The 26,851-nt window shown below is 71.2% G+C and carries 22 protein-coding genes; 20 read left to right on the top strand and 2 right to left on the bottom strand.

The features are described from left to right. Positions 1 to 110 precede the first annotated feature (110 nt). From ACFHWS_RS11150 to ACFHWS_RS11140, 3 genes are all read left to right on the top strand, one after another. The gene (locus ACFHWS_RS11150) at positions 111 to 1,745 is read left to right on the top strand and encodes an alkaline phosphatase D family protein (protein ID WP_416554327.1); all 1,635 of its coding nucleotides are present in this window, start codon (positions 111 to 113) and stop codon (positions 1,743 to 1,745) included. 328 nt (positions 1,746 to 2,073) lie between these two features. Further along, complete coding sequence (gene ileS, locus ACFHWS_RS11145; protein ID WP_416554329.1) at positions 2,074 to 5,232, top strand: isoleucine--tRNA ligase; 3,159 nt, start codon at positions 2,074 to 2,076, stop codon at positions 5,230 to 5,232. Positions 5,233 to 5,306: 74 nt separating this feature from the next. Then, entirely contained in the window at positions 5,307 to 6,032 is a 726-nt protein-coding gene (locus ACFHWS_RS11140) for a lysophospholipid acyltransferase family protein (protein WP_416554331.1), read from the top strand. Positions 6,033 to 6,044: 12 nt separating this feature from the next. On the opposite strand, the gene ACFHWS_RS11135 is transcribed toward ACFHWS_RS11140, so the two are convergent. Continuing rightward, positions 6,045 to 7,142: a hypothetical protein gene (locus ACFHWS_RS11135; protein ID WP_416554333.1), complete on the bottom strand. Its 1,098-nt coding sequence runs from the start codon at positions 7,140 to 7,142 to the stop codon at positions 6,045 to 6,047. A gap of 118 nt (positions 7,143 to 7,260) precedes the next feature. Here ACFHWS_RS11135 and ACFHWS_RS11130 point away from each other — a divergent pair, with 118 nt between their 5' ends. The 10 genes from ACFHWS_RS11130 (at position 7,261) to ACFHWS_RS11085 (ending at position 17,438) form a co-directional block, all read left to right on the top strand. Next, positions 7,261 to 9,258, top strand: coding sequence for a TIGR03960 family B12-binding radical SAM protein (locus ACFHWS_RS11130; protein WP_416568127.1), 1,998 nt, complete (start codon positions 7,261 to 7,263; stop codon positions 9,256 to 9,258). A 146-nt stretch (positions 9,259 to 9,404) separates the two neighbouring features. Beyond that, entirely contained in the window at positions 9,405 to 10,160 is a 756-nt protein-coding gene (locus ACFHWS_RS11125) for a TIGR03936 family radical SAM-associated protein (RefSeq protein WP_416554559.1), read from the top strand. A 143-nt stretch (positions 10,161 to 10,303) separates the two neighbouring features. After that, positions 10,304 to 13,435 carry an Rne/Rng family ribonuclease gene (locus ACFHWS_RS11120; protein ID WP_416568126.1) on the top strand — a complete coding sequence of 1,044 codons (3,132 nt, stop codon included), beginning with the start codon at positions 10,304 to 10,306 and terminating at the stop codon, positions 13,433 to 13,435. A gap of 192 nt (positions 13,436 to 13,627) precedes the next feature. Next, the gene (rplU, locus tag ACFHWS_RS11115; RefSeq protein ID WP_123602998.1) at positions 13,628 to 13,942 is read left to right on the top strand and encodes a 50S ribosomal protein L21; all 315 of its coding nucleotides are present in this window, start codon (positions 13,628 to 13,630) and stop codon (positions 13,940 to 13,942) included. Positions 13,943 to 13,951: 9 nt separating this feature from the next. Beyond that, a complete protein-coding gene (gene rpmA / locus ACFHWS_RS11110) occupies positions 13,952 to 14,209 on the top strand; it encodes a 50S ribosomal protein L27 (protein ID WP_416554339.1) in 258 nt (85 codons plus the stop codon). A gap of 151 nt (positions 14,210 to 14,360) precedes the next feature. Next, on the top strand, positions 14,361 to 15,794 hold the full coding sequence (obgE, locus tag ACFHWS_RS11105) for a GTPase ObgE (protein WP_416554341.1): 1,434 nt from the start codon (positions 14,361 to 14,363) through the stop codon (positions 15,792 to 15,794). Positions 15,795 to 15,908: 114 nt separating this feature from the next. After that, positions 15,909 to 16,370, top strand: a complete 462-nt coding sequence (locus ACFHWS_RS11100) for a GNAT family N-acetyltransferase (RefSeq protein WP_416554343.1) — start codon at positions 15,909 to 15,911, stop codon at positions 16,368 to 16,370. Between the two features lie 74 nt (positions 16,371 to 16,444). After that, positions 16,445 to 16,849, top strand: coding sequence for a hypothetical protein (locus tag ACFHWS_RS11095; RefSeq protein ID WP_416554345.1), 405 nt, complete (start codon positions 16,445 to 16,447; stop codon positions 16,847 to 16,849). A gap of 28 nt (positions 16,850 to 16,877) precedes the next feature. After that, a complete protein-coding gene (locus ACFHWS_RS11090; RefSeq protein WP_416568125.1) occupies positions 16,878 to 17,180 on the top strand; it encodes a hypothetical protein in 303 nt (100 codons plus the stop codon). Between the two features lie 66 nt (positions 17,181 to 17,246). After that, on the top strand, positions 17,247 to 17,438 hold the full coding sequence (locus tag ACFHWS_RS11085; protein WP_416554561.1) for a helix-turn-helix transcriptional regulator: 192 nt from the start codon (positions 17,247 to 17,249) through the stop codon (positions 17,436 to 17,438). 150 nt (positions 17,439 to 17,588) lie between these two features. Here the strand turns inward: ACFHWS_RS11085 and ACFHWS_RS11080 are convergent, their stop codons facing one another. After that, positions 17,589 to 17,807 (bottom strand): DUF397 domain-containing protein, encoded by a 219-nt coding sequence (locus ACFHWS_RS11080; protein WP_278170686.1) that lies wholly within the window; start codon positions 17,805 to 17,807, stop codon positions 17,589 to 17,591. 126 nt (positions 17,808 to 17,933) lie between these two features. Here ACFHWS_RS11080 and pepN point away from each other — a divergent pair, with 126 nt between their 5' ends. From pepN to ACFHWS_RS11045, 7 genes are all read left to right on the top strand, one after another. Beyond that, positions 17,934 to 20,486 carry an aminopeptidase N gene (gene pepN / locus ACFHWS_RS11075; protein ID WP_416568124.1) on the top strand — a complete coding sequence of 851 codons (2,553 nt, stop codon included), beginning with the start codon at positions 17,934 to 17,936 and terminating at the stop codon, positions 20,484 to 20,486. A 101-nt stretch (positions 20,487 to 20,587) separates the two neighbouring features. Further along, entirely contained in the window at positions 20,588 to 21,199 is a 612-nt protein-coding gene (gene nadD, locus ACFHWS_RS11070) for a nicotinate-nucleotide adenylyltransferase (protein WP_416554351.1), read from the top strand. Between the two features lie 110 nt (positions 21,200 to 21,309). Next, a complete protein-coding gene (rsfS, locus tag ACFHWS_RS11065) occupies positions 21,310 to 21,708 on the top strand; it encodes a ribosome silencing factor (protein WP_123602988.1) in 399 nt (132 codons plus the stop codon). Then, positions 21,705 to 22,334, top strand: a complete 630-nt coding sequence (locus ACFHWS_RS11060) for a histidine phosphatase family protein (RefSeq protein ID WP_416554353.1) — start codon at positions 21,705 to 21,707, stop codon at positions 22,332 to 22,334. The genes rsfS and ACFHWS_RS11060 overlap by 4 nt, the downstream gene beginning before the upstream one ends. Positions 22,335 to 22,405: 71 nt before the next feature. Further along, complete coding sequence (locus ACFHWS_RS11055) at positions 22,406 to 23,266, top strand: DegV family protein (RefSeq protein ID WP_416554355.1); 861 nt, start codon at positions 22,406 to 22,408, stop codon at positions 23,264 to 23,266. A 334-nt stretch (positions 23,267 to 23,600) separates the two neighbouring features. After that, a complete protein-coding gene (locus ACFHWS_RS11050) occupies positions 23,601 to 24,266 on the top strand; it encodes a helix-hairpin-helix domain-containing protein (RefSeq protein ID WP_416568129.1) in 666 nt (221 codons plus the stop codon). Then, positions 24,263 to 26,722, top strand: a complete 2,460-nt coding sequence (locus tag ACFHWS_RS11045; protein WP_416568123.1) for a ComEC/Rec2 family competence protein — start codon at positions 24,263 to 24,265, stop codon at positions 26,720 to 26,722. The genes ACFHWS_RS11050 and ACFHWS_RS11045 overlap by 4 nt, the downstream gene beginning before the upstream one ends. The last annotated feature ends 129 nt before the right edge of the window (positions 26,723 to 26,851 follow it).

Here is a 26,851-nt window from a genome sequence, read left to right as displayed (position 1 = left end):
TCAGCCGCGGGTTATCGGCCGGTTCGTGTGCTGGTCACCTGATCCGGTGGATCTCGCCACATTCCATCGATAGACCTCTTGGGAACGCCGTACTTCCCAGGAGGATTTCGATGAACCCGTTCGACCGCCGTACCCTGCTGCGGGCCGGACTGGCCGGCGGTGCCGGGCTCGCCGGCGGCGCGCTGCTCGGTGGAGCCGGTGCGGCCGCTGGCGCGGACCTCGCGTCCGGCCGGCCCGCGGCACCAGCCTGGCACCCCACCGGCCGGCCGGTGCTCGCCCACGGAGTGCAGAGCGGCGTGGTCGGCCCCGGCGAGGCCGTCGTCTGGACCCGCGCCGACCGGGTCGGCCGGCTGATCGTCGAGGTCGGCCGCCGGCCCGACCTGCGCGACGCCCGACGGGTACGCGGCCCGGTGCTCGACGACCGGGGCGACTTCACCGGCAAGGTGCGGCTGCGTGGCCTGCCCGCCGGCGAGCGGCTGCACTACCGGGTGCGGGTGGAGAGCCTGCACCGTCCCGGCCTGGTCAGTGAACCGTTGACCGGTTCGCTGCGCACCGCACCCCGCGCCGGTGGCCACCACGGACACCGAGGCCGGCCGGTCGGCGGAACCGGCGGGCGGGTCGACGACGTGCGATTCGTCTGGACCGGGGACATCGCCGGTCAGGGATGGGGGATCAGCGACGACTTCGGCGGGATGCGGATCTTCGAGGCGATGCGGCGTGGCCGGCCGGACTTCTTCCTGTGCAGCGGCGACACGGTGTACGCCGACAACCCGCTCGCTGAGACGGTGACGCTGCCGGACGGGCGGGTGTGGCGCAACCTGGTGACCCCGGAGAAGTCCAAGGTCGCCGAGACGCTCCCCGAGTTCCGTGGTCAGTTCGCCTACAACCTGCTCGACGCGCACCTGCGGGCGTTCGCCGCCGAGGTGCCGCAACTCAACCAGTGGGACGACCACGAGGTAACCAACAACTGGTATCCCGGCGAGATCCTTACCGACCCGCGTTACACCGAGACCCGGGTCGACGTGCTGGCAGCGCGGTCTTGGCAGGCGTTTCACGAGTGGCTGCCGACCCCGGACGACGGACCGCTGTACCGGGTGGTCCGCTACGGGCCGCTGCTGGACGTGTTCGTCCTCGACATGCGCACCTACAAGGACCCCAACGACGGCAACACGTACGCCGACCCGCATCGTGGCCTGCTCGGCACCCAGCAACGGCAGTGGCTGATCCGCGAGCTGACCCGGTCGACGGCCACCTGGAAGGTGATCGCCAGCGACCTGCCGATCGGCCTGATCGTGCCGGACGGTGGCGGGGCCCAGGAAGGGGTCGCCCAGGGCGACGGTGGCGCGCCGGCCGGGCGGGAGCTGGAGTTCGCCGAGATTCTCGACGCGGCGCACCGGTCCGGCGTCACCGGTATTGTCTTCCTCACCGCCGACGTGCACTACACCGCCGCCCATCACTACGATCCGGCACGGGCGGCGGTGGCCGACTTCACCCCGTTCTGGGAGTTCGTCTCCGGCCCGGCGCACGCCGGGGCGTTCGGCCCGAACACCCTCGACGGTACGTTCGGCCCGGAAGCGGTGTTCGTCAACGCCCCGCTGCGGGCCAACACCTCACCGGCCGAGGGCTTCCAGCACTACGGCGAGGTGTTCGTCGACGGCGGGTCCCGGGCGTTCACCGTGCATCTGCGCGACCGGGACGGACGTTCGCTCTGGTCGACCACCCTGCCGGCCCCGTCCGCCCGCTGATCCCGGAAGTGGCGGGCGGACGGAAACCGGCTCGACGGGTGGGATACGCTCGGAACCGAAGGTAACCCAAAGGCGACGACCCGGCCATCACCGGTGAGCCTCCGGAAGAACCGGCCACCACTGCCAGGCAGTGGCGGCCCCAGTAGAACCGGACGGGTCCGGCCCGTCACAGCCGGCCGACGAGCGGGCGGTCGCGCACCTCGGCGACCGCCAAGCGAGGTGGTACCGCGGCCCACCGTGGCGACGTTCGGCAGCAGCCGGCGACCGCCCGGCGGGTTCGTCCTCGCAGACCACGAGACAGTGAGCTGTGCGAGGAGAGGGCACCACCATGGCGTACCCGATGACCGACCCCGCCGCCACCGGCGTGCCGGCCAGTCCGGACCTGCCCGAGGTGGAGCGCCGCGTCCTGGACTACTGGACCGCGGACAAGACCTTCGAAGCCAGCGTCGACCAGCGCGACCCGGGTCCGGACGGCGCCAACGAGTACGTCTTCTACGACGGCCCGCCGTTCGCCAACGGCCTGCCGCACTACGGCCACCTGTTCACCGGCTACGTCAAGGACGTGGTACCGCGCTACCAGACGATGCGCGGCCGGCGGGTCGAGCGCCGCTTCGGCTGGGACTGCCACGGGCTGCCCGCCGAGGTCGAAGCCGAACGTCAGCTCGGCATCTCCACCAAGGCGGAGATCGTCGAGCTGGGCATGGAACGCTTCAACGATGTCTGCCGCAGCTCGGTGCTGACCTACACCCAGGACTGGGAGCGCTACGTCACCCGGCAGGCCCGGTGGGTCGACTTCGTCAACGACTACAAGACGCTCGACCTGGACTACATGGAGAGCGTCATGTGGGCCTTCAAGGCCCTGTACGACAAGGGGCTGGTCTACGAGGGCTTCCGGGTGCTGGCCTACTGCTGGCGGTGCGAAACGCCGCTGAGCAACACCGAAACCCGGATGGACGACGTCTACCGGGACCGGCAGGACCCGACCGTCACCGTCTGGTTCGAGCTGGCGCCCGCGCAGCCCGGTGGCGAGACGGAACGGATCGGGGTGTGGACCACCACGCCGTGGACGCTGCCGTCGAACCTGGCCCTCGCCGTCGGCCCGGACATCGAGTACGCGGTACTGCGGCGCGACGGGCAGCGGTACCTGCTCGGGGCGGCCCGCCTCGAGGCGTACGCCAAGGAACTGGACGGGTTCGAGCGGGTCGGCACGGTCCGCGGCGCCGACCTGGTCGGACGCCGCTACACCCCGCTGTTCGACTACCTGGTCGACCGGGCCGGCCCGAACGCCTACCAGGTCCTCGGCGCCGACTTCGTCACCACCGAGGACGGCACCGGGGTGGTGCACCTGGCCCCGGCGTTCGGTGAGGACGACCAGAACACCTGCAACGCCGCCGGCATCCCGACGATCGTCACCGTGGACGACCACACCCGGTTCACTGCTCTGGTCCCGCCGCACGCGGGGGAGCAGGTGTTCGACACCAACAAGCCGATCATCCGTGAGCTGCGCGACCGGGGTCTGCTGCTGCGCCACGACACTTACACCCACTCGTACCCGCACTGCTGGCGCTGTGACACGCCGCTGGTCTACAAGGCGGTGTCGTCGTGGTTCGTGGCCGTGTCCACCTTCCGGGACCGGATGGTGGAGCTGAACCAGCAGATCTCCTGGACGCCGACGCACGTCAAGGACGGCTCGTTCGGCAAGTGGCTGGCCGGAGCGCGGGACTGGTCGATCAGCCGGAACCGGTTCTGGGGCTCGCCGATCCCGGTGTGGCGCTCGGACGACCCGGCCTATCCGCGGGTCGATGTCTACGGCTCGCTCGACGAGTTGGAACGCGACTTCGGCGTACGCCCGGCCGACCTGCACCGGCCCGGTATCGACGAGCTGACCCGGCCCAACCCGGACGACCCGACCGGACGGTCCACGATGCGCCGGGTGCCGGAGGTGCTCGACTGCTGGTTCGAGTCCGGGTCGATGCCGTTCGCCCAGGTGCACTACCCGTTCGAGAACCGGGAGTGGTTCGAGCACCACTACCCGGGCGACTTCATCGTCGAGTACATCGGGCAGACCCGGGGCTGGTTCTACACCATGCACGTGCTGGCCACCGCGTTGTTCGACCGGCCGGCGTTCCGCAACTGCGTCAGCCACGGCATCCTGCTCGGCGCCGATGGGCGCAAGATGAGCAAGAGCCTGCGCAACTACCCGGACGTGTACGAGGTGTTCGACACCTACGGCTCGGACGCGATGCGCTGGATGCTGATGGCCTCGCCGGTGCTGCGCGGCGGCGACATGGCGGTGGTGGAGAGCGGCGTCCGCGACGCCGTCCGGCAGGTGCTGTTGCCGCTGTGGAACGTCTGGTACTTCTTCGCGTTGTACGCCAACGCGGAGGGCTACACCGCGACCCGGCGTACCGACAGCACCCACCTGCTCGACCGGTACGTGCTGGCCAAGACCGGTGAACTGGTCGACGAGGCCACCCGGCAGATGGACGGCTACGACATCTCCGGTGCCTGCGCCAGTGTGCGCACCTACCTCGACGCGTTGACCAACTGGTACGTCCGCCGGTCCCGGGACCGGTTCTGGTCCGGTGACACCGACGCGTTCGACACGCTCTACACGGTGCTGGAGACGCTCACCCGGGTGGTGGCGCCACTGGCGCCGTTGACCAGCGAGGAGATCTGGCGCGGGCTGACCGGTGAACGGTCGGTGCACCTGACCGACTGGCCGGCCGCCGGCGAGTTCCCCGCCGACCACGACCTGGTCGCGTCGATGGACGCGGTCCGCGAGGTCTGCTCGGCCGGGCTGTCGCTGCGCAAGGCCCGCAATCTGCGGGTCCGGCTGCCGCTGCCAGGGCTGACCGTGGCCAGCGCCGCCGCGCCGCAACTGCGGCCGTTCGCCGACCTGGTCGCCGACGAGGTCAACGTCAAGTCGGTGGAGTTCACCGACGCGGTCGCCGACCACTGCCAGCAGGTGCTGACCGTGGTGCCGCGGGTGCTCGGCCCCCGGGTCGGTGGCCAGGTGCAGGCGGTGATCCGGGCGGTGAAGTCCGGTGACTGGGCGCTGGGCGACGACGGCGCGCCGGTCGCCGCCGGGGTCCGGCTGGCCGAGGGGGAGTACGAGCTGAAGCTGGTCGCCGCCGACCCGGAGCATTCCGCACCGTTGCCGGCCGGGCAGGGGGTGGTGGTGCTGGACACCACCGTCACGCCGGAGCTGGCCGCCGAAGGGCTGGCCCGGGACCTGGTCCGGGTGATCCAGCAGGCCCGGCGGGAGGCGGATCTGCGGATCACCGACCGGGTCCGGGTCACGGTGGTCGCCGGGGCCGAGGTGGCAGCGGCGGTACGGGCGTACCAGGACTTCGTCGCCGGTGAGGTGCTCGCCGACGAGGTGACGTTCGTTCCGTCCGGTGCGTCGGCCGTCGGTCCGGCAGGTGGATTCGCCGGTGAGGTGGGCGACGGTGAGCCGGTGTCGGTGCGGGTGCAGCGGGTCTGACCGGTCCGGGCGGGATCCCGTCCGTTACCGTGTCTGTCCGACCCACCCATGCCTGTCCCGTCGCCGGAGGATCCGTGCCGCCGCTGTATTCGATCGGCAAAGTCACTGTCGGACCAGCGTTGCTGCTGGGCTGGCGGCCCAAGGTGGAAGGGCGGGAGAACGTCCCCACCACCGGCGGAGTGATCCTGGCCGCGAACCACCTGTCCGTCGCCGACGAGTACTTCCTCGGCGCGGTGCTGCCCCGGCACGTGGCGTTCTGGGCCAAGGCCGAGTACTTCGACGGCACCGGATTCCGTGGGCTGCTGACCAAGGGCCTGGTGACCGGGCTCGGCGCGATCCGGGTGGAACGCGGCGGCGGGCGGGCGGCGCTGAGCGCCTTCGACGGCGCGATCCCGCTGCTGCGGGCCGGCCGGCAGGTGGCCGTCTTCCCGGAGGGCACCCGATCGCCGGACGGGCGGCTGTACCGGGGCCGGACCGGGGTGGCCCGGCTGGCGCTGGCCGCCGGGGTGCCGGTCGTCCCGGTCGGGTTCGTCGGCACCGCGCAGGTCCAGCCGATCGGGTCGCTCTGGCCGAAGCTGAGCCGGGGCGCGGTCACGGTCCGGTTCGGCAAGCCGCTCGACTTCACCGGACGCGGCGATGACCGCTCCGAGATGCGCCGGATCACCGACGAGGTGATGAGCGAGATTCAGCAGCTCACCGGCCAGGAGTACGTGCCCCGGTACGCGCCACCGCGTACCGCCGGTGGGGCCAGGACCGGCGACGGCCAGCCGGGCAGCGGCAACGGCGACGCCGCCGGCTGAGCCGCTCCCGGGTCACTCCCGGCTGATCACCTGGGCGCGTAGTTGCCCGGTCAACGTCGCGCTCTCCTCGACCGACCGGCGGGTGAACAGCGCGGTGCCGAGGCTGCCGTGGTCGGCCCAGGCGCAGACCACCACGTCGTCGCCGTCGGAGACGCCGGTTCCACAGCTCAGGTGGGTGCCCCGGGCGCCGGTCTCGAACGTCTCGACGGCATCCATCTGGTACGCGTCGCTGATCCGGCCGACCTCGCTGTCCAGGTCGCTGCCTGGCGTCATCCGGAAGCCGGTGATGCCGTACAGCACCACGAGCTTGCCGTTGCCGTCCCGGTAGACCCCGGCGAAGGTGTCCTCGGCCAGCAGATGGGCGGTGCGCATCTCACCTTCCAACCGGGTGACCGTCTCCTGGCTGGAACCGTCGTCGCTGAGTCGCAGGTCGGCGACCTGCCCGGGGAGCGCGGCGTTCGCCGGGTACTGGTCCCACAGTGGCTTGCCGTAGTAGGCCGGGCAGCCACAGCAGCAGGCGACGGTGAGCAGGGTGAACAGCGTCGTCTTCCAGGGCCAGCGTCGTCGGCGTTGTTGTCGGCGCTGCCGACGGGCCGCCTTCCCGGTCGGCGCCGGCGGCCCGGTGACTGGCGGTCGGGTCACCGGGAGCCGGCTCGGGTTCGGTGGGTGCGGGCCGGCGACCGGTGGTGGTGGGTGCGGGCCGGCGACCGGTGGTGGCGGCGGGTCCGGGGGCGAGGAGGGCGCGGGTGGGGACACCGGCGGGGGGAAGGCCATCGGTTCCGGTGTCGGCGCCCCGGCACCGGGCCATTCGTCGGGTGGACCGGTCGACTGACCTGCCGGCCAGGGGTCGGCGGCGGCCCACGGGTCGACCGGGGTGCGGGTCGCCGGATCGTCCTCGGCGAACCCGTCGGGTGGTAGCTGCAGGGTGGGGTCACGGGGTGGTGGTTGCTCCGTCCGGGGGGCGTCCCGCTGCCACCAGCGCTGGTGCGGCCGCGGTGGCGGCACCGCTGCCGAGCCCCGCCACGGGGCCGGTGACGTGGCCGGGTCGGACCCGCCCGCCCCGGCCGGCTGGTCCGTGATCGGACCTTCATCCGGTTGCGGCTGCCGCATCGCAGATGCATCTCCTCTCGGACCCGTTCGAGGTTAGTACCGTGCGGCCAGCACGCCCGCTCCGCCCGCGTACTCTGGGTGGTTGATCCGGTGTCCGATGCGGTTTGGAGGAGGTTTGATGGGTGTCCCGGCAGGCGCTGCCCCGACGGCGACCGTGGGTGGCCCGACGGCCAGGTCGGTCTGGCCCCGGTTGGAGCCGCTGCTGCCTCAGGTCAGCAAGCCGATCCAGTATGTCGGCGGCGAGCTCGGCGCGGTGGCCAAGGACTGGGACGCCGCGGCGGTGCGTTGGGCGCTGATGTACCCGGACGCCTACGAGGTCGGCCTGCCGAACCAGGGCGTGCAGATCCTGTACGAGGTACTCAACGAGCAGCCCGATGTGCTGGCCGAACGGACCTACGCGGTGTGGCCGGACCTGGAACGGCTGATGCGGGCGCACGGGGTGCCGCAGTTCACCGTCGACGCGCACCGGCCGGTCGGCGACTTCGACGTTTTCGGTGTCTCGTTCGCCACCGAGCTGGGCTACACGAACCTGCTGACCGCGATCGACCTGGCCGGGATCCCGCTGTCCGCCGCCGACCGGGACGACGCACACCCGGTGGTGCTGGCCGGTGGGCACGCCGCGTTCAACCCGGAGCCGATCGCCGACTTCATCGACGCGGCGGTGCTCGGCGACGGCGAGGAGGCCGTCCTGGAAATCACCGGCATTGTCCGGCAGTGGAAGGCCGAAGGGTCGCCGGGCGGGCGCGATGAGCTGCTGCTGCGGCTGGCCCGTACGGAGAGCATCTACGTGCCGCGCTTCTACGACGTGGACTACCTGCCGGACGGCCGGATTCAGCGGGTGGTGCCGAACCGGGCGGATGTGCCGTTCCGGGTGCACAAGCGCACCACCATGGACCTGGACGCCTGGCCGTACCCGAAGAAGCCGATCGTGCCGCTGGCCGAGACGGTCCACGAACGCTACGCGGTGGAGATCTTCCGCGGCTGTACGCGCGGTTGCCGGTTCTGCCAGGCTGGCATGATCACCCGTCCGGTGCGGGAACGGTCCATCACCACGGTCGGGCAGATGGTCGCCGACGGCCTGGAGTACTCCGGTTTCCACGAGGTCGGTCTGTTGTCGCTGTCCTCGGCCGACCACTCGGAGATCGGCGACATGTGCTCCGGCCTGGCCGAGCAGTACGCGGGCACCAACGTGTCGCTGTCGTTGCCGTCGACACGGGTCGATGCGTTCAACATCGAGCTCGCGCAGGAGCTGTCCCGCAACGGTCGGCGTACCGGGCTGACCTTCGCCCCGGAGGGCGGCTCGGAACGGATCCGCCGGGTGATCAACAAGATGGTCTCGGAGGAGGACCTGATCCGCACGGTGGTGACCGCGTACACCAACGGCTGGCGTCAGGTGAAGCTCTACTTCATGTGCGGGCTGCCCACCGAGACCGACGAAGACGTGTTGCAGATCGCCCGGCTCGCCCACGAGGTGATCAAGGCGGGCCGGGCGGCGACCGGCTCCAAGGACATCCGTTGCACCGTGTCGATCGGTGGGTTCGTGCCCAAACCGCACACCCCGTTCCAGTGGGCGTCGATGCAGCGCCCGGAGGTAATCGACAACCGGCTGCGGCTGCTCAAACAGGCGATCAACGCCGACCGGTCACTTGGCCGGGCAATCGGCTACCGCTACCACGATGGTGAGCCGTCGCTGATCGAAGGGCTGCTGTCGCGCGGTGACCGGCGGGTCGGCGCGGTGATCCGCCGGGTCTGGGAGTCCGGTGGCCGGTTCGACGGCTGGAGCGAGCACTTCTCGTACCAGCGGTGGGTCGACGCGGCCGCTGACACGCTGCCAGCGTACGGGATCGACCTGGACTGGTTCACGGTCCGCGACCGGGACGCCACCGAGGTGCTGCCCTGGGATCACCTGGACTCCGGGCTGGACAAGGACTGGCTCTGGCAAGACTGGCAGGACGCGTTGGGCGAGTACGAGCAGGATGACTGCCGGTGGACGCCCTGTTTCGACTGCGGTGTCTGTCCGTCAATGGATACTGAGATCCAGATCGGTCCGACTGGGCAGAAGCTGCTGCCGCTGACGCCGGTCAACACCGGCCTGCGGACCCCGACAGCGGGCTGACTGGCGCGCCGCACCCATCCGGGTGAAGATGACGACGTTCCCTACCCCTTCCGAGGAGCATCACGATCAGCAGGAAGCCACAACCGGCAGGCGGCCAGGCACCGGTCGTGCAACGGATCCGGATCCGGTACGCCAAGCGCGGCCCGCTGCGGTTCACCTCGCACCGCGACTTCGCCCGGGCGTTTGAACGGGCATTGCGTCGGGGCGGTGTCCCGGTCGCCTTCTCTCAGGGATTCACCCCGCACCCCAAGATCTCCTACGCGAGCGCGGCCCCGACCGGTGTCGCCAGCGAGGCCGAGTACTTGGAGATCGGTCTGCAGCAGCAGGTCGATCCCGACCGGCTGCGGGTGGCGCTCGACGCCGCGCTGTCGTCCGGTCTCGACGTGCTGGAGGCGGTCGAGGCGACCGGCGGCAGCCTGGCCGACCGGATCGACGCGTCGCGGTGGCGGATCGAGCTGCCCGAGGTCGATCCGGAGTCGGCCGGCCGGGCGGTGGCGACGTTCGCCGCCGCCGAGGAGGTGCTGGTGGAGCGGTTGACCAAGCAGGGCCGACGGACCTTCGACGCCCGTGCCGCAGTGGTGCGGATTCTGGTCGTCGACCGGTCCGACAACACCGACGGACCAGGTGCCGGTCCGGGCAGCGGCCTACCTTCCGAGGTCAGCTCGGTGCCGTGTGCGATACTCGACCTAGTCGTCCGGCAGGTCACCCCGTCGGTACGACCCGATGACGTCCTCTCCGGCCTGCGCGTCATGGCCGACCTGGAGCCGCCGGTGCCGCCCCGAGTGACCCGGCTAGCGCAGGGAACACTGACCGCGCAGGGGGAGATCGTCGATCCGTTGGAGGCGGATCGAGCTGGGCAGCCATCGGTGAACGCCAGCCGTGTTCCGGCCGGCGCTCAGTAAGCCAGACTTCGGCGGTCTGCCTCCGGGTCTTTCGCCCCACCGGGCCGGAAGCTCAGCGGCGCGTCCGCCGGATCACTTTTTGCGGCAACCCTGCGTGGCAGCGCTCACCCGCGCCCGGGGCGGCCAGAACTGGAGAACGTCCAATGCTCGAAAACGAGCCCGAGGGCGGGGACCGGACCGGTACCGAACCGGCCGGCGCCACCGCTGATGTGACCCGATCCACGACCGCCCGTACGACGCGGCGGCGGACCAGCAAGGCCGCAGCGGCGGCCGCCGAGCCGGCGGCGGAGGCCACCGGCGGCGATACGGCCGCGACCGGCGGTTCGGCCGATCCGGCACCAGCCACCGGTGAACCGGCTGCGGTGTCGCGGACCCGCCGTCGCCGTTCGACGGCAGCGGACACCACCGGCGCGGATACCACCGGTACGGGTGGCCCGGCCGACAACGCCGGCCCGCCGGCCGACTCCGCTGCGGAGCCGGCCGAGCCGGCCGAGCCGGCCGTCAAGAAGACCACTCGGACCCGGCGGAAGAAGGCGGCCGAGCCGGCCGTCGTGGTGCCGGCCGAGGAGAGTGAACCCGCCCCGGGAGCAGCCGCTGCCCAACTGGCCACATCGCCGCCGGCCGGTCCCGCGACGCCGGCAGCCGAGCCGCTGGCCACCGCCGCCTCCGACGCGGAACCGGGTGCCGCCGTGGACCAGCCCGGCTCGGCGACCGACGGCGCGGCTGCGGCGCCGGACGCCGCGCCGCCTTCCCGCCGCCGCAGAGCGGCAGCCGGCCCACCGGTCGTACTGTTCATGGCGCCCGATCCGAAAAGCCCGCCGGTCGCCACCGACGCCGGCCAGCCGGCGGCAGCGGAGGCCGCTGTCCGGGCCGTCGACGGTGCTGAGGCGGCCGGCGAGGACGAGCCGGTGCGGCGCCGACGGCGGGGCCGGCGTAGCGCCGACGGCGAGCCGACGGCCGAGGCCGTCACCGAAGCAGCCGAGGCGCCGCAGGAGCAGCCCGCTGCGGCGACCACCGACACCGACGCGGACGACGATGACGACGACACGCCTGCCGGCCGGCGCCGCCGGCGCCGTGGCCGCCGGGGCCGGGGCCGCGGCAAGGGCGGCGCGGAGGAGGACGACGCCGACACCGGCGACGAGACCGAGGCGCCCGCTGACGCGGGATCGGCCGACGACGCCGACGCCGACGCCGACGGCGACTCCACGACCCGTCGGCGGCGTCGGCGCCGCCGACGTGGCTCCGGCGACGCCGAGTCCGGCGCCGAGGACGGTGTGCCGACCGTCGTCAAGATCCGTGAACCGCGCAAGACCGTTGACGAGGTGCAGGGCGTCACTGGGTCGACCCGCTTGGAAGCCAAGCGGCAGCGCCGTCGGGACGGTCGTGAGCAGCGGCGGACCCGTCCGCCTATCCTCAGTGAATCGGAGTTCCTGGCCCGGCGGGAGGCCGTCGACCGGGACATGGTGGTGCGCCAGCGCGGTGACCGGACCCAGATCGCCGTGCTGGAGGACGGCGTCCTGGTCGAGCATTACGTCACCCGGGCCTCGTCGGGCACCATGGCCGGCAACGTCTACCTCGGCAAGGTGCAGAACGTGCTGCCGAGCATGGAGGCCGCCTTCGTTGACGTGGGGCGTGGCCGCAACGCGGTGCTGTACGCCGGTGAGGTCAACTGGGACGCCACCGGCCTGGAAGGTCGGTCCCGGTCCATCGAGCAGGCGCTGCGTTCCGGTGACTCGGTGCTGGTGCAGGTCACCAAGGACCCGATCGGGCACAAGGGCGCTCGGCTCACCAGTCACGTCGCGCTCTCCGGCCGGCATCTGGTGTACGTGCCGAACGGCAACGCCTCCGGGATCAGCCGCAAACTGCCGGACACCGAACGCAAGCGGCTCCGGGACATCCTCAAAAAGTTGGTGCCCGACGGCGCCGGGGTCATCGTGCGGACCGCGGCCGAAGGCGCCAGCGAGGACGAGCTGTCCCGCGACGTCAAGCGACTGCAGGCACAGTGGGAGGACATCCAGGCAAAGGCGGGTTCCGGTGGCGCACCGACGCTGCTCTACGAGGAGCCGGACCTGGTCATCAGGGTGGTCCGGGACCTGTTCAACGAAGACTTCCGCGAACTGGTCGTGCAGGGTGACACCGCGTACGAGATGGTGGAGTCCTACCTCGCGCACGTCTCGCCGGACCTGCTGGCTCGGCTGCGCCGGCACGCTGCGGTGGCGGACGTGTTCGCCGAGCGGCGCATCGACGAGCAGATCCTCAAGGGCCTGGACCGCAAGGTGTTCCTGCCGTCCGGTGGTCACCTGGTGATTGACCGGACCGAGGCGATGACCGTCATCGACGTGAACACCGGCAAGTACACCGGCGCCGGCGGAAACCTGGAGGAGACGGTCACCCGTAACAACCTGGAGGCAGCCGAGGAGATCGTCCGCCAGCTACGGCTGCGCGACATCGGCGGCATCGTGGTGATCGACTTCATCGACATGGTGTTGGAGTCGAACCGGGAACTGGTGCTGCGTCGGCTGACCGAGTGCCTGGGCCGGGACCGCACCAAGCACCAGGTCACCGAGATCACGTCGCTGGGTCTGGTGCAGATGACCCGTAAGCGGATCGGTGCCGGGTTGCTGGAGGCGTTCAGCGAGACCTGTGACTGCTGCAAGGGCCGCGGGCTGATCATTCACACCGAGCCGGTGCCGGAGAAGTCGCGTTCGTCGGGCGGGACCGGGGCCGGGGACCGGGCGAAGGCGGTCGCCGCAGCTCCGGCCAGCGGTGGCGGTACGGGTGGTGCGACGGCCGGCGGCGGTCGCCGCCGGGGCCGCAAGGCCAATCAACCGGCGGACGACACCTCCCCGGCGCCTGACGTCACGGGTACCCCTGACGTCACGGGTACCCCTGAGGTAACGGCTGTGACCGGGGCGGACCAGCCGGATGAGCCGGCCGACGTGGTGGTCGTCGGCGTCGCCGAGGCTGCGGCCGAGGCCGAGGCTGCCCCGATCACCACCGGCGTGATCAAAGTTCCCGTCGCGGCAGCGCAACCGCTGGTCGATCCGACCGCGGAGGACGAGGACGAGACGATGGGCTACGACCTGTCCCGCTACGAGGTGGATCCGGTGGTCGAGAACGGCAACGGCGCGGCACCGGTCCGCCTGGCCGGGGCGGACGATCCCGACCTCGCCGATGACGACGATGACCAGGACGCGTCCGCGGCCGACCACGCCGCCGGCGGTCGGCGGCGGGTCCGTCGCAGCGGGGGCACCCGCCGCCGGACCCATCCCTGACCGGGGTCGATTTGAGGGTTGCCACCGGCATGGCGTACCCTTGCCGGTGGCGCACCCGGTGCGCCAGGTTCCCGCGTGCCCGTGACTGCTCAGTCCGAGACCGCCGCGTCCGTTCCCTACGGCGTAGCCGACGGTCCACCGAGCTGCCACGAACACCATCCGCCAGCGACAAACGACAGGAGTCCGCGTCCGATGTACGCGATCGTCAAGACCGGCGGCAAGCAGTACAAGGTCGCCGAGGGCGACGTGATCGAGGTCGAGAAGATCACCGGCGCCCCCGGTGACGCGGTGACGCTTCCCGCGGTGCTCCTCGTCGATGGCGACGACCTGGTGACCGACGCGACCAAGCTTGCCCAGGTCGCTGTGACCGGCGAGATCGCCGCGCAGACCAAGGGTCCGAAGATTCGGATCCACAAGTTCAAGAACAAGACCGGCTACCACAAGCGCCAGGGTCACCGTCAGCCGCTGACCCAGGTCAAGGTGACCGGCATCTCGAACGGGAAGTAGGCACCAGCCATGGCTCACAAAAAGGGCGCGTCCAGCTCGCGGAACGGCCGTGACTCCGAGGCCAAGCGTCTCGGTGTGAAGCGGTTCGGTGGTCAGGTCGTCAGTGCCGGCGAGATCCTGATCCGTCAGCGCGGCACCAAGTTCCACCCGGGTGACCTGGTTGGCCGGGGCGGCGACGACACGCTGTTCGCGCTGGCCACCGGCTCGGTGCAGTTCGGCACCAAGCGCGGTCGCAAGACGGTAAACATCGTGCCGCCGGCGCAGTAGCATCTGCCGTACAGCGCCGCCGCCGGCAGGCGCCCTGGCGTTGCTGGCTGACGCTTGTCGAGCAACCTGACGAGCGGGCTGCGGACCAGAGGTCCCAGCCCGCTCTGTCGTGTCCGCCGGTCCCTCCGGCGGCAGTGGAGAGGATAGGGCCGTGACGACCTTCGTCGACCGGGTTGTACTGCATGTGCTGGCGGGCAACGGTGGGCACGGCTGCGTCTCGATCCACCGCGAGAAGTTCAAGCCGTTCGGTGGACCGGACGGCGGCAACGGCGGGCATGGCGGCAGCGTCACCCTGGTCGTCGACCCGCAGGTGCACACCCTGCTCGATTTCCACTTCCGGCCGCACGCCAAGGCGGAGAACGGCAAGGGCGGTGCGGGCGGCAACCGGGACGGTGCCAAAGGTGCCGATCTGGTGCTCAAGGTGCCGAACGGGACGAGTGTGCAGGGTCTCGACGGCGAAGTGCTGGCCGATCTGGTCGGCGCCGGCACCAGCCTGGAGATCGCCCGGGGTGGCCGGGGCGGCCGGGGCAACGCCGCGTTGGCCAGCGCCCGGCGCAAGGCCCCTGGCTTCGCTGAGTTGGGCGAGCCGGGCGAGCAGCTTGACGTCGTACTGGAGCTCAAGAGCGTCGCCGACGTGGGTCTGGTCGGTTTTCCCTCGGCCGGCAAGTCGTCGCTGATCTCGGTGATCTCGGCGGCGCGGCCGAGGATCGCCGACTACCCGTTCACCACACTGGTGCCCAACCTCGGGGTGGTCCGGGCCGACGAGCACACCTTCACCGTCGCCGACGTACCCGGGCTCATTCCCGGTGCGGCCACCGGCAAGGGCCTCGGTCTGGAGTTCCTGCGGCACATCGAGCGGTGTGCCGTGCTGGCCCATGTGGTCGACACGGCGACTCTGGAACCTGGGCGGGACCCGCTGGCCGACATCGACGCGATCGAGGCGGAGCTGGCCGCGTATGGCGGTCTGGCGGACCGTCCACGGCTGGTGGTGCTGAACAAGATCGACGTACCGGACGGCAGGGCGATGGCCGAGCTGGTCCGAGACGACCTGACGGCGCGCGGGCTGCGGGCGTTCGAGGTCAGTACGGCGACCCGGGAAGGGCTGCGGGAGCTGACCTACGCACTGGCGGAACTGGTCGCCGCCGCCCGTGCGGCCGCCCCGGAGCTGGAGCCGACTCGGATCGTGCTGCGGCCGGCGGCCGTCGACGACGCCGGATTCACCGTCGAGCCGGCCGCCGACGGCGGGTACCGGGTCCGGGGATCCCGCCCGGAACGCTGGGTACGGCAGACCAACTTCGACAACGACGAGGCGGTCGGCTTCCTCGCCGATCGGCTGGCCCGGCTGGGCGTGGAGGACGCGTTGGCCAAGGCGGGCGCCGAGCCGGGTGCGTTGGTGCGAATTGGCTCGTGGGAGTTCGACTGGCAGCCGAGCCACTTCGCTGACGTCGAGTATGTGCCGAGCTCCCGTGGCACAGACGTCCGGCTGGAGGAGCAGTCGAGCCGGGCCAGCGCCGCCCAGCGGCTGGCGGACCGCAAGGCCCGCCGGCAGCGGCCGGTCGAGGACGACCCGGACGTATCGAGGTAACTGACTGTTACCAAGTGGGTGGGTGGCAGGTGAACGTCGGGTTGTCGGAATCAGGCCTGATCCCGGCCAACTGGACGAAACCTTCGGGAAACGCGTCTTGTCTATTGTGACTGAGTGTTGATCGAGCGCCGTCTGCCTACCGACCCGGAGGTCGCCGCCCTGATCATGACCCAGCAGCGCGAGCTAACTGAGGCGGAGCGTGCCGGCCGACCGGTCGACCCGGTCGGGTTCCCGGTGCACGACGACGCCCGGTATCTGGTGTGCGTGCTGGACGGGCGGGCGGTCGCCTGTGGTGCCGTCCAGGCGCTGGACGCGCAGACCGCCGAGATCAGACATGTGTACGTACGGCCGGCCTACCGGGGCCGGGGGATCGCACGGCACTTGCTGACCGCGCTGGAGGAGTCGGCGTACGCGGCCGGGCACACCGTCTTCCGACTGGAGACCGGCAGCTACCTGCCGGTGGCGCTGCACCTGTACGCGTCGGCAGGCTACGCCCGGATTCCGGTTTACGGCGAGTACGTCGGCAATCCGTACAGCGTCTGCTTTGAAAAGCGGATTCCGGTCGCTGCGGCCTGACCGTCCTGGCTCATGCTGCCCGGCGAAGCGGACGGGGTGGCCGATCCCGGGCGAATGGTGGACGATGTCGGGTCATGAGCGATTCGCCGGTTCTGGACAGCCCCGAGGCTATCGATGCTCATCTCGCTGCGGCGATTGAGCGGTGGGAGCGGGGTCGGCGCGGGGTGCGGTTCGTTCTCTGTGACGAGGAGGACCGCGTTCAGGTCCACTGTCCGGTCGACGACCTGCCGGCGCGGCTCGACCCGGACGACTGCGCCCAGGCGGTCGGGATCTTCGCCAACGCGCTCGCGGAGCGGGCGGGTGACGGCTCGATGCTGGTGGTGCTCACCCGGTCCGGTTCGAGCGCGGTCGGCGACCCGGACCGGCTCTGGTTCCACACCGCGTACCACGTGTGCGGGCAGGCCGGCGTGCGGCTGCTCGGCGTACACCTGGTGACGCCGACCGACCAGCGGCGCATCCTGCTCGACGACGCGCTGTAGTCCTGGCCCGACCCGCCTGCTGCAGCCGGTGTCTCTCAGTCCAGGAGTGTCAAAGATTGTCGCCATCGTCGCGGCGATGGTGGTACGGATCGTGGTGGAGATGGCGGCACCCAGCGAGACGTACCAGATCGACGTCCGCGACAAGGACATCAACCGCCGGGGCGACTACGTCGCCGGGCTGATCCTCTCGACCGGGATGGTACTGCCGCTCGGGCTGACCCTGGCCGAGCTCGACCTCTTCTGGATCGCCAACGCCATCTACGCGGTGTTCATGGTGTCGATGTCGGTCGGCGCGATCGTCAAGATCGTCGCGTATCGCCGGGGGTGGTGACAGGTGGGCAGACCGACCAGGGTGACCAATTCGATCCGGGCCGCCCTACGGTTCGCCAACGGTGAGATGACCCAGGCCGAGCTGGCCAAACGGCTCGGCGTGCCCCGACAGACCGTCATCGCCATCGAGCAGGGGAAGCACTCGCCGTCGTTACGATCTGAGCGCCGCAGGCCCTGCCCGGCCCGGCGGACCGGTCCCAGATACTCGGCGACCATCCAGCGGAACGACTCAGCGAAGCTGACTACCCGTGGGCCCTGACCAACTCAATGTGGTCCACTGTCACGCACTCCCGGTTAGCCGATGCTCTTGGCCACCTGTGCGATCAGGTCGGCTGACTCGGCTGGCGACAAAGCGGCCGCACAGTGGCGGCTGACCGCGCTCCTGCCCCGGGCCGTCGCAACCGTCGAGTCAATCCAGGTCGAACTCGCCGTCCTGGGCGCCGGCGACGAACGCGTCCCACTCGGCCTGGGTGAAGACCAGGATCGGACCGTCCGGCTCGGCCGAGTTGCGCATCCCGATCAGGTCGTCGACGAACGCGATCTCGACTGCGCCCTCGGACGCGTCGCCCTCGGCCCGCTGCCACACCGCCCGCGACAGGTCGAAATCGCCCTTGGGGTGCTGCGCCATCGTCGACTCCTTCGATACTGGAAACACATACTGGGGAACACACGCGGGACCTGTCGGGCGGTACACGCCCGGTTACCGGCACAGGTTAACGCCCGCCGCCCCGGGCGGGTGCGGCAGGATGGTCTGATGCCGAGCCTGACCCGCGTCGAGGCGGCCGAGCGCGCCGAGGCGATCACCGTCGAGTCGTACACGATCGACCTCGACCTGACCATCGGTGACACCGAGTTCGGTTCGACCAGCGTGATCGAGTTCCGGGCCGCGCCGGGAGCCGCGACGTTCGTCGAGGTCGCCCCGGCGAAACTGACCCGGGTACGGCTCAACGACGTCGACCTGGATCCGGCGGGCCTCGACGACAACCGGGTGCCGCTGACCGGGCTCGCCGGGCGTAACACGCTGACCGTCGAGGCGCGGATGGCGTACTCCAACTCTGGGCAGGGGCTGCACCGCTTCGTCGACCCGGCCGACGGTGAGACGTACCTGTATGCCATGTCGTTCCTGGACGACGCGCCGCGCATCTTCGCCTGCTTCGACCAGCCAGACCTGAAGGCACCCGTACGGCTACGGGTCACCGCGCCGCCGCAGTGGACGGTGGCCGGCAACGGCCAGCCGGTCGGCGCGCCGGTGGACGGGCGCTGGGAGTTCGCGCCAACGGTGCCGCTGGCGACGTACCTCGTGACCCTGATCGCCGGGCCGTACCACGCCCGCCACGCCGAGCACGACGGCGTCCCGCTGGCGCTGTACTGCCGGCGTTCGCTCGGCCCGCACCTGGACGTCGATGCCGAGGAGATCTTCACGATCACCCGGCAGTGCCTGGACCGGTTCCACGAGCTGTTCGACGTGCGGTATCCGTTCGGCGGCTACGGTCAGGCGTTCGTGCCCGAGTTCAACGCCGGCGCGATGGAGAACCCGGGCCTGGTGACCTTCCGCGACGACCACATCTTCCGATCGGCGGTCACCGACAGCGAACGCGAGCGGCGGGCCACCACCATCGCTCACGAGATGGCCCACATGTGGTTCGGCGACCTGGTCACCATGCGGTGGTGGGACGACCTGTGGCTGAACGAGTCGTTCGCCGAGTACCTCGGGGTGCGGGTGACCGCCGAGGCGACCCGGTTCACCGACGCCTGGACGACTTTCGGCATCCTCTACAAATCCTGGGGGTACGCCGCGGACCAGCGCCCGTCGACCCATCCGGTGGCGCCGGAGGAGGTCGCCGACGCCGAGCGGGCGTTGCTCAACTTCGACGGCATCTCGTACGCCAAGGGCGCGTCGGTGCTGCGCCAGTTGGTGGCCTGGCTGGGCGACGAGCCGTTGCTGGCCGGGCTGCGGGCGCATTTCGCCGCCCACCGGTTCGGCAACGCCACGCTGGCCGACCTGCTCGACGCGTTGACTGCGGCGAGCGGCCGGGACCTGTCCGGCTGGGCGGAACGGTGGCTGCGGCAGGCGCAGGTGAACACGATCCGGGCCGAGACGGTCGTCGACGAGGCCGGTCGATACCGGGAGGTCGCCCTGATCCAGACCGCACCGCAGCGCCATCCGGTGCTGCGTCCGCACCGGATCGGGCTGGGGTTGTTCGACGCCGAGGCGACCGGGGACCGGCGAGTGTCGGTGCGGCGGCGCTGGCTGGCGGTGGACCTGGCCCCGGACGTCGACGGCGGGCGGACCCTGGTGCCGGCGCTGGTCGGTGAGCCGGCGGCCGACCTGCTGCTGGTCAACGACGGTGACCTTACGTACGCCAAGGCACGGTTCGACCCGGCGTCGGCGGCCGCGCTGCCGGCGATGCTGCCCGGAATGACCGAACCGCTGGCCCGGGCGGTGTCGTGGACCGCGACCCTGGACGCGGTACGTGACGCGCAGCAGCCGGTCGCCGACCTGGCGGCGCTGATCGAGCTGGCCCTGCCGACCGAGACCGTGGTGGTGGTCATCGGGGACGTGCTGCGGCTGAGCCGGTCGGTGATCGACCGGTACGCGCATCCGGTGGACCGTCCGGTGCTGCGATCCCGGCTCGGTGCCGCCTGCGCCCGGCTGCTGGCCGTGGCCGGGCCCGGAACGTCGGTCCAGTTGGCCGCTGCCCGGGGGGCGATCACCGCCAGCGGGGACGTGGACTGGTTGCGCGGGTGGTTGACGGGGCGGGTGGTGCCGGCCGGGTTGGCGGTCGACGCCGACCTGCGCTGGCTGCTGCTCTACCGGCTGGCAGCGTGCGGCGGTGTCGGCGTGACCGAGATCGACGACGAGGCCGGCCGGGACCGCAGCGCGGCCGGTGAGCAGTGGGCCGCGAAGTGCCGTGCGGCGGTGCCGGACCCGGCCGCCAAGGAGCGTGCCTGGCAGACGATCGTGACCGATACCAGGCTGTCCAACCGTCTCGTCGAGGCGTACGCGGAAGGGTTCTGGCAGCCGGAACAGACCGAGCTGACGGCGCCGTACGTCGACCGGTACTTCGCCGATCTGCCGGCGGCGACCCGGCGCCGTACGGCGTGGCTCGCCGACCGGGTGGCGGAATCGGCCTTTCCACAGTTCGCGGTGAGCGAGCGGACCCGGGCGGCGGCGACCGCGATGCTGGCCCGCGACGATCTCACCGCCGGGCTGCGCCGGGTGGTAACCGACGCCACCGACGAACTGGACCGGGCGTTGGCCGCCCGACGTCGGTACGCAGCCGGTGCCGGTGCAGGACCCGCGTAGGCGGGGATCGCCGTAGGCGCAAAGCGGGAGCAGCCCCCCGAAAGTGTTGCCTACGCCACGCGACAGCCCGGGTGGGTGGATCATCGGCATACGATTCGTCGATGGACGATGGCATCCGTCGGGTCGGCATCATGGGCGGCACCTTCGATCCGATCCACCAGGGTCACCTGGTCGCGGCGAGCGAGGTGGCCGAGCGTTTCGCGCTCGACGAGGTGGTATTCGTGCCGACCGGGGATCCGTGGGAGAAGGCCGGGCTGACCGTCACTCCGGCCGAGGACCGGTATCTGATGACCGTGATCGCGACCGCGTCGAACCCGACGTTCCAGGTGAGCCGGGCGGACATCGACCGGCCCGGCCCGACGTACACCGTCGACACGTTGCGCGACCTGCACTCGGTGTACGGGCCGAAGGCGCAGCTGTTCTTCATCACCGGCGCGGACGCCCTGGAGAAGATCCTGTCCTGGAAGGACACAGATACGATGTTCGAGCTGGCCCACTTCATCGGGGTGACCCGGCCTGGGTTCGAGTTGTCCGCCGAACACCTGCCGGCCGACACGGTGTCCCTGGTCGAGGTGCCGGCGATGGCGATCTCGTCGACCGAGTGCCGGGCGCGGGTGGCTGCCGGCAAACCGCTGTGGTACCTCGTGCCGGACGGGGTGGTGCAGTACATCGCCAAACGTCGGCTGTATGAGACGGAATCTTCGGGGGGATGACTCCTCGGTGTCATAATTTGGGTGTTATATCCGCATTTCCTGGCTGGTCGAGTGTGAGAGGCTAGAGCAGCGAAGCTGTCTAGCTGAAGGAGTGTTGTCGAGGTGATCCGATGAGCGCCTCAGAGCGCGCGCGGGAGCTGGCCCTGACGGCCGCCCAGGCCGCCGCCGACAAGAAGGCGCAGGACATCGTCGTCATCGACGTGGCCGACCGGATGGCGATCACCGACGCCTTCGTGCTCGCCTCGGCGCCCAACGAGCGCCAGGTGCTGGCCGTCGTCGATGCCATCGAGGAGAGCCTGGTCCGGCTGCCGGACAAGGCCAAGCCGATCCGGCGTGAAGGCGACCGTGCCGGCCGGTGGGTGCTGCTCGACTTCAACGACATCGTGGTACACGTCCAGCACACCGAGGAACGCGAGTTCTACGCCCTCGACCGGCTCTGGAAGGACTGTCCGGTCATCCCGTTCGTCGACCGCGACCTGGTCGAGGCCGAAGCCGGGGCCACCGAGTGACCCGATTGATCGTCTGGCGGCACGGCAACACCGACTGGAACGCCGGCGACCGGGTGCAGGGCCAGACCGACACCGCGCTCAACGACCTCGGCCGGACCCAAGCCGCCGCCGCCGCGCCGCTGATCGCGGCGCTACGACCGAACGCGATCGTCGCCAGCGACCTGCAGCGGGCCGCCGACACCGCAGCGGCCCTGGCGGCACTCACCGGCCTTCCGATCCGATCCGATCCCCGGTTGCGGGAGCGGCAGTACGGGCTCTGGCAGGGGCTCACCATGCCGACCATCGCGGAACGGTTCCCCGCCGAGCACGCCCGCTGGCGAGCCGGCGATCCGTCGCCCGGCTGTGCCGTGGAGAGCCTCGACGACCTTGGTAAACGGGTCGGGGAGGCGTTGCAGGACGCGGCTGACGCGGCGCCGGGCGGGACCGTGGTGGTCGCCACCCACGGCGGTGCGGCCCGGCAGGGCTGTGGCCATCTGCTCGGCTGGGGGGTCGCGGTGCTGCGTACCGTCGCGCCGCTGCAGAACTGCCACTGGACCGAGCTGCGGTACGACGAGTCGCGTGGCTGGCAACTGCGGGCACACAACGTCGGGGTGAGCAGCACCCGGGACCTCCCCGCCCCGGTCTGACCCGGCAGCCGGTCCGACCCCACCGGTGGCCTGACCCGGCACGATTACCGACGATCAGCTAGCGTGCCGGCATGTCCGTCGCGGTCGTGACCGACTCCACCGCCTACCTGCCGGCCGATCTGGCGCAGCGGCACCACCTCACGGTGGTGCCGCTGACCGTGCTGGTCGACGGCGTCGAACGTCGGGAAGGCCTCGATCTGACCCCGACGGAGGTGGCCCACGCGTTGACCGTGCGGCGGTCGACGGTCAGCACCTCGCGACCCGCGCCCGAGCAGTTCGCCGAGACGTACCGGCGACTGCTGGGTGCCGGTAGCTCCGGGGTCGTGTCGGTGCACCTGTCGGCCGGGCTGTCTGGCACGGTCGCGGCCGCCGAACTGGCCGCCCGGCAGACCGGCCCGGACCGGGTCGCGGTGGTGGACAGCGGCTCGACCGGCATGGGGCTGGGCTTCCCGGCGCTCGCTGCGGCGACGGTGGCGGCCACCGGGGGTGACCTGGCCGAGGTCAGCGCCGCCGCGACCGCCGCAGCGGCGCGCACCCGAACCTTCTTCTACGTCGACACGTTGGAGCATCTGCGGCGCGGCGGTCGGATCACGGCAGCGTCCGCGCTGCTCGGTACGGCGCTGGCGGTCAAGCCGATCCTGCGGGTGCAGGACGGCCACATCGTGCTGCGCGACAAGGTACGCACCGCCGCCCGTGCCCTGGCCAAGCTGGTCGACCTCGCCTGTCTCGCGGCCGGCGACGCGTCGCGGGTCGATGTCGCCGTACACCATCTCGACGATCCAGACCGGGCCGCCGCCCTGTGTGCGGAACTGACCTCCCGGCTGGGTGACCGGCTGCAGGACGTGCACGTGGCGCAGATCGGGGCGGTGGTGACGGCACACGCCGGCCCCGGTCTGCTCTCGGTCGTGGTGCACCGGCGGGCGGGCTTCTGACCGCCGGCCCATAGCAAGATCCGGGTCCGGTACGGGGCATTGTCCACAACGCGCCGGTCATCCACAGACCGGCCCGCAGCTCGGTCCGCCGTCCTGGCCGGCGGCATAGCTTCTGCACGTGACCGACGACGACACCGTCCAGCGGCGGCTGGCCCTGCTGACCCACGCCGGTGGCGGCCTACGGGCGCCGGTAGACCACGACCGGCCGACCGGCCACGACCACGGGGAGCCGACCGGCCGCAGCGGTCCGGCCGACCGCGACCGCGGAGATCCGGTCGGATCGGGCGACCCACTCGACCTCGACGGCCCGGCCTTCTCCGGGGCGGCCGCCCGGCTGCCCGCCTTCGACCCTGGCCGGCGGGGAGTACGGGCACTCGCCGCCGTGGCTGTCGTGGTGGTCGCCGTCGCCGCGCTGCTCGCCTGGCGGGCTCGACCCCGGGTCGAGCCGGTGCCGTCCGCCGACGGCGTCCCGGCCCAGACCGCCCCGGTGCCGGCCGCGGCCGGTGGGCCGAGTCCTGAGGGCCGTCCCGCTGCGGCTGGACCCGGGACGACCGGTACCGGTGGACCGACACAGCTGATCGTCGCGGTGACCGGTCGGGTCCACCGGCCAGGTCTGGTGACCCTGCCGGCAGGTTCCCGGGTGGCCGATGCCCTGGAAGCGGCCGGTGGTGCACTGCCCGACACCGACGTCGCCTGGCTCAATCTGGCCCGCCCGGTTCAGGACGGCGAGCTCGTCGTGGTCGGGGTCACCCCGCCGCCGGGAGCCGTGACCGGGCCTGCCCCTGCCGCCGGCCAGCCGGGCGGGACCGGCAAGGTCGACCTGAACGCCGCCAGCCAGCAGCAGTTGGAGGCGCTGCCGGGGGTTGGCCCGGTGCTCGCCCAGCGAATCATCGATCATCGCGAGCGGGTAGGCGGGTTTGCGTCCGTCAACGACCTGCGCAAGGTCAGCGGTATCGGCGACGCGCGATTCGACCAACTGCGTGACCTGGTGACGGTGTGAAGGCATCCGGCGACAACCGGGTCGGGCCGCCGGATCTGCGGCTGGCCGGATTCGCGGTGGCCTGCTGGCTGGCCGCCTTCGCTGTGGTGTGCGGCACGGCTGTACTGGCGGTGGCACTGGTCATCGGTGGCGTGACGCTGGTCGGCCTGCTCGGCGTCTACCTGACCAGGGGTACGGGCACCGGCCGCAGCCGGGCGGCCCGGCGGCCCGGCAACGACTCCGACCTGCCCCGGCTGACCAGGTGGATGCACGCGTACGGCTGGCTGGCCATGGCGGTGGTGCTCGGGGTCGTCTGTGGTGCCGCCGCTGCCGGCGCACGGGTGGCGGCGCGTGACGCCGGGCCGCTCGCGGCACTGGTTGACGACCGTGCGGCGGTCACTGCGGAGCTGGTGATCCGCGATGATCCTCGACGGGTCAGGTCAGCGGTGGCGGGACCGCCGCTGTGGCTGGTGCCGGTCCGGCTGGCTGGCCTGTCCGGCTCGCCGGCCGTCCGGCCCGACCACGGCGTCGCGGGTCGGCTGGTCGGTCCGGTGCGGTTGCTCGTCCTCGGCACCAGCAATGCCTGGGACGGGCTGCTGCCCGGGCAGCGGGTGCGGGTCGCCGGCCGGTTGGCGCCACCACGCGGTGGTGATCTGACTGCAGCCGTGCTGTCCACCGGGGAGGATCCGACGCCGGTCGGGTCCTCGATCTGGACGCAGCGGGCGGCCGGTGTTTTGCGGTCGGGCCTGCAGCGCGCCTGCGAGCCGTTGCCAGACCAGCCCGGTGGCCTGTTGCCCGGTCTCGTCGTCGGCGACACCAGCCGGCTGGATCCTGCGGTGGAGGAGGACTTCCGGGCGACCGGGCTGACCCATCTCGTCGCGGTGAGTGGTTCCAACGTCGCGGTCGTCGTCGGTTTCGTCCTGCTCGGGATGCGCTGGTGTCGGGCTGGTCCCGGCCTGACTGCGGTCGCGTGCGCCGTGGCGCTGGTCGGCTTCGTGATCCTGGCCCGTCCCTCGCCCAGTGTGGTACGGGCCGGGGTGATGGGTGCAGTCGGGCTGCTCGCGCTGGCGACCGGACGTCGGCGGGCGGCGTTGCCCGCGCTCGGCGCGACCGTGGCCGTCCTGGTCGTGGTCGATCCGGAGCTGGCCTCGGACGCGGGGTTCGCCCTGTCTGTATTGGCGACCGGTGGTCTGCTGCTGTTCGCACCCGGCTGGCGGGACGCGATGGTGGTTCGTGGCGTTCCCGCTCCGCTGGCGGACGCGTTGGCGATCCCGGCGGCGGCGCAGCTGGCCTGCACCCCGGTCGTCGCCGGCCTGTCCGGGCTGATCAGCCTGGTCGCGGTCCCCGCCAACCTGCTCGTGGTGCCAGCGATCGCCCCGGCGACGGTGCTCGGGGTGGCGACAGCCGTCGTCTCACCGGTCTGGCCGGGCGGTGCCGAGCTGCTCGCCTGGCTCAGTCACTGGCCAGCCTGGTGGCTGGTGACGGTGGCCCGATACGGGGCGCGGGTTCCCGGGGGGTCGCTGCCGTGGCCGGACGGGGCGTTCGGTGCGCTGTCCCTCGCCGCGTTGACGGTCGTCGTGCTGGTCCTGGCCCGCCACGGGATGGCCCGTCGAGTGCTGGCGGTGGTGGCGGTCGGAGCCGTGGTCGGGGCGCTGCCGGTGCGGCTCGCCGCGTCGGGCTGGCCACCGGATGGCTGGGTGGTCGCGGTCTGTGCGGTGGGCCAGGGGGACGTGGTGGTGCTACCCGCCGGTTCCCGGTCCGCTGTGGTCGTCGACGCCGGCCCGGACCCGGCTGCGGCCGACCGGTGCCTGCGTCGTCTCGGCATCAGCCGAGTGCCGCTGTTGGTGATCAGTCATTTCCACGCCGACCATGTAGCTGGCGTCGACGGTGTCCTGCGGCACCGTCTGGTCTCGGCGGTGGCGACTACCGGGTGGCCGGAGCCGGCTGCCGGCCGGGACGCGGTGCAGTTGGCGGCGGCGGCCCGAGGCGTCGCGGTCGGACCGGTTTCGCCTGGCTGGAGCTACCGTCGCGGCCCGGTCGAGCTGACGGTGCTCGGCCCCACCGAGCCGTTCATCGGGACCAGGTCCGATCCGAACAACAACTCCCTGATGCTGCTGGCCGTCGTGGATGGTGTACGGATCCTGTTGACCGGTGACGCCGAGCACGAATCGCAGGAAGCGCTACTGGACCGGTTCGGGGCGGCCGGACTGCGGGCGGACGTGCTCAAAGTAGCCCACCACGGGTCGGCCTTCCAGGATGTCGGCTTCCTGGACGCAGTGGCACCCAGGGTTGCGGTGGTGCCGGTCGGTGCCGACAACCGGTACGGACATCCGGATCCGGGAGTGCTCGCCCGGTTGTCGGCGCGGGGAGCGCGGGTGCTGCGGACCGATGTCGACGGTGATCTCGCGGTGGTATGGCGTGACGGCGGGCTCGCGGTCTCCCACCGGAGAGCTGACGCCAACGCCCGTAGCGGCTGATCCGGGTGGGACGGAACACCACAGTCAACTGGGATGTTCCGGTGTCGTTCGTAACAGCTCGCCGACAAATGTCCCTATTATCGGAGGGTGATCGAACGACTACTCAGCGAAAAATTGGGGGTTGATCTC

The organism is Micromonospora sp. LOL_013, from assembly GCF_048060315.1.
Classification (GTDB): Bacteria; Actinomycetota; Actinomycetes; order Mycobacteriales; family Micromonosporaceae; genus Micromonospora_E.
The sequence above is the reverse complement of the archived record's forward strand: the minus strand, read 5'-3'. Positions and strand labels throughout refer to the sequence as shown.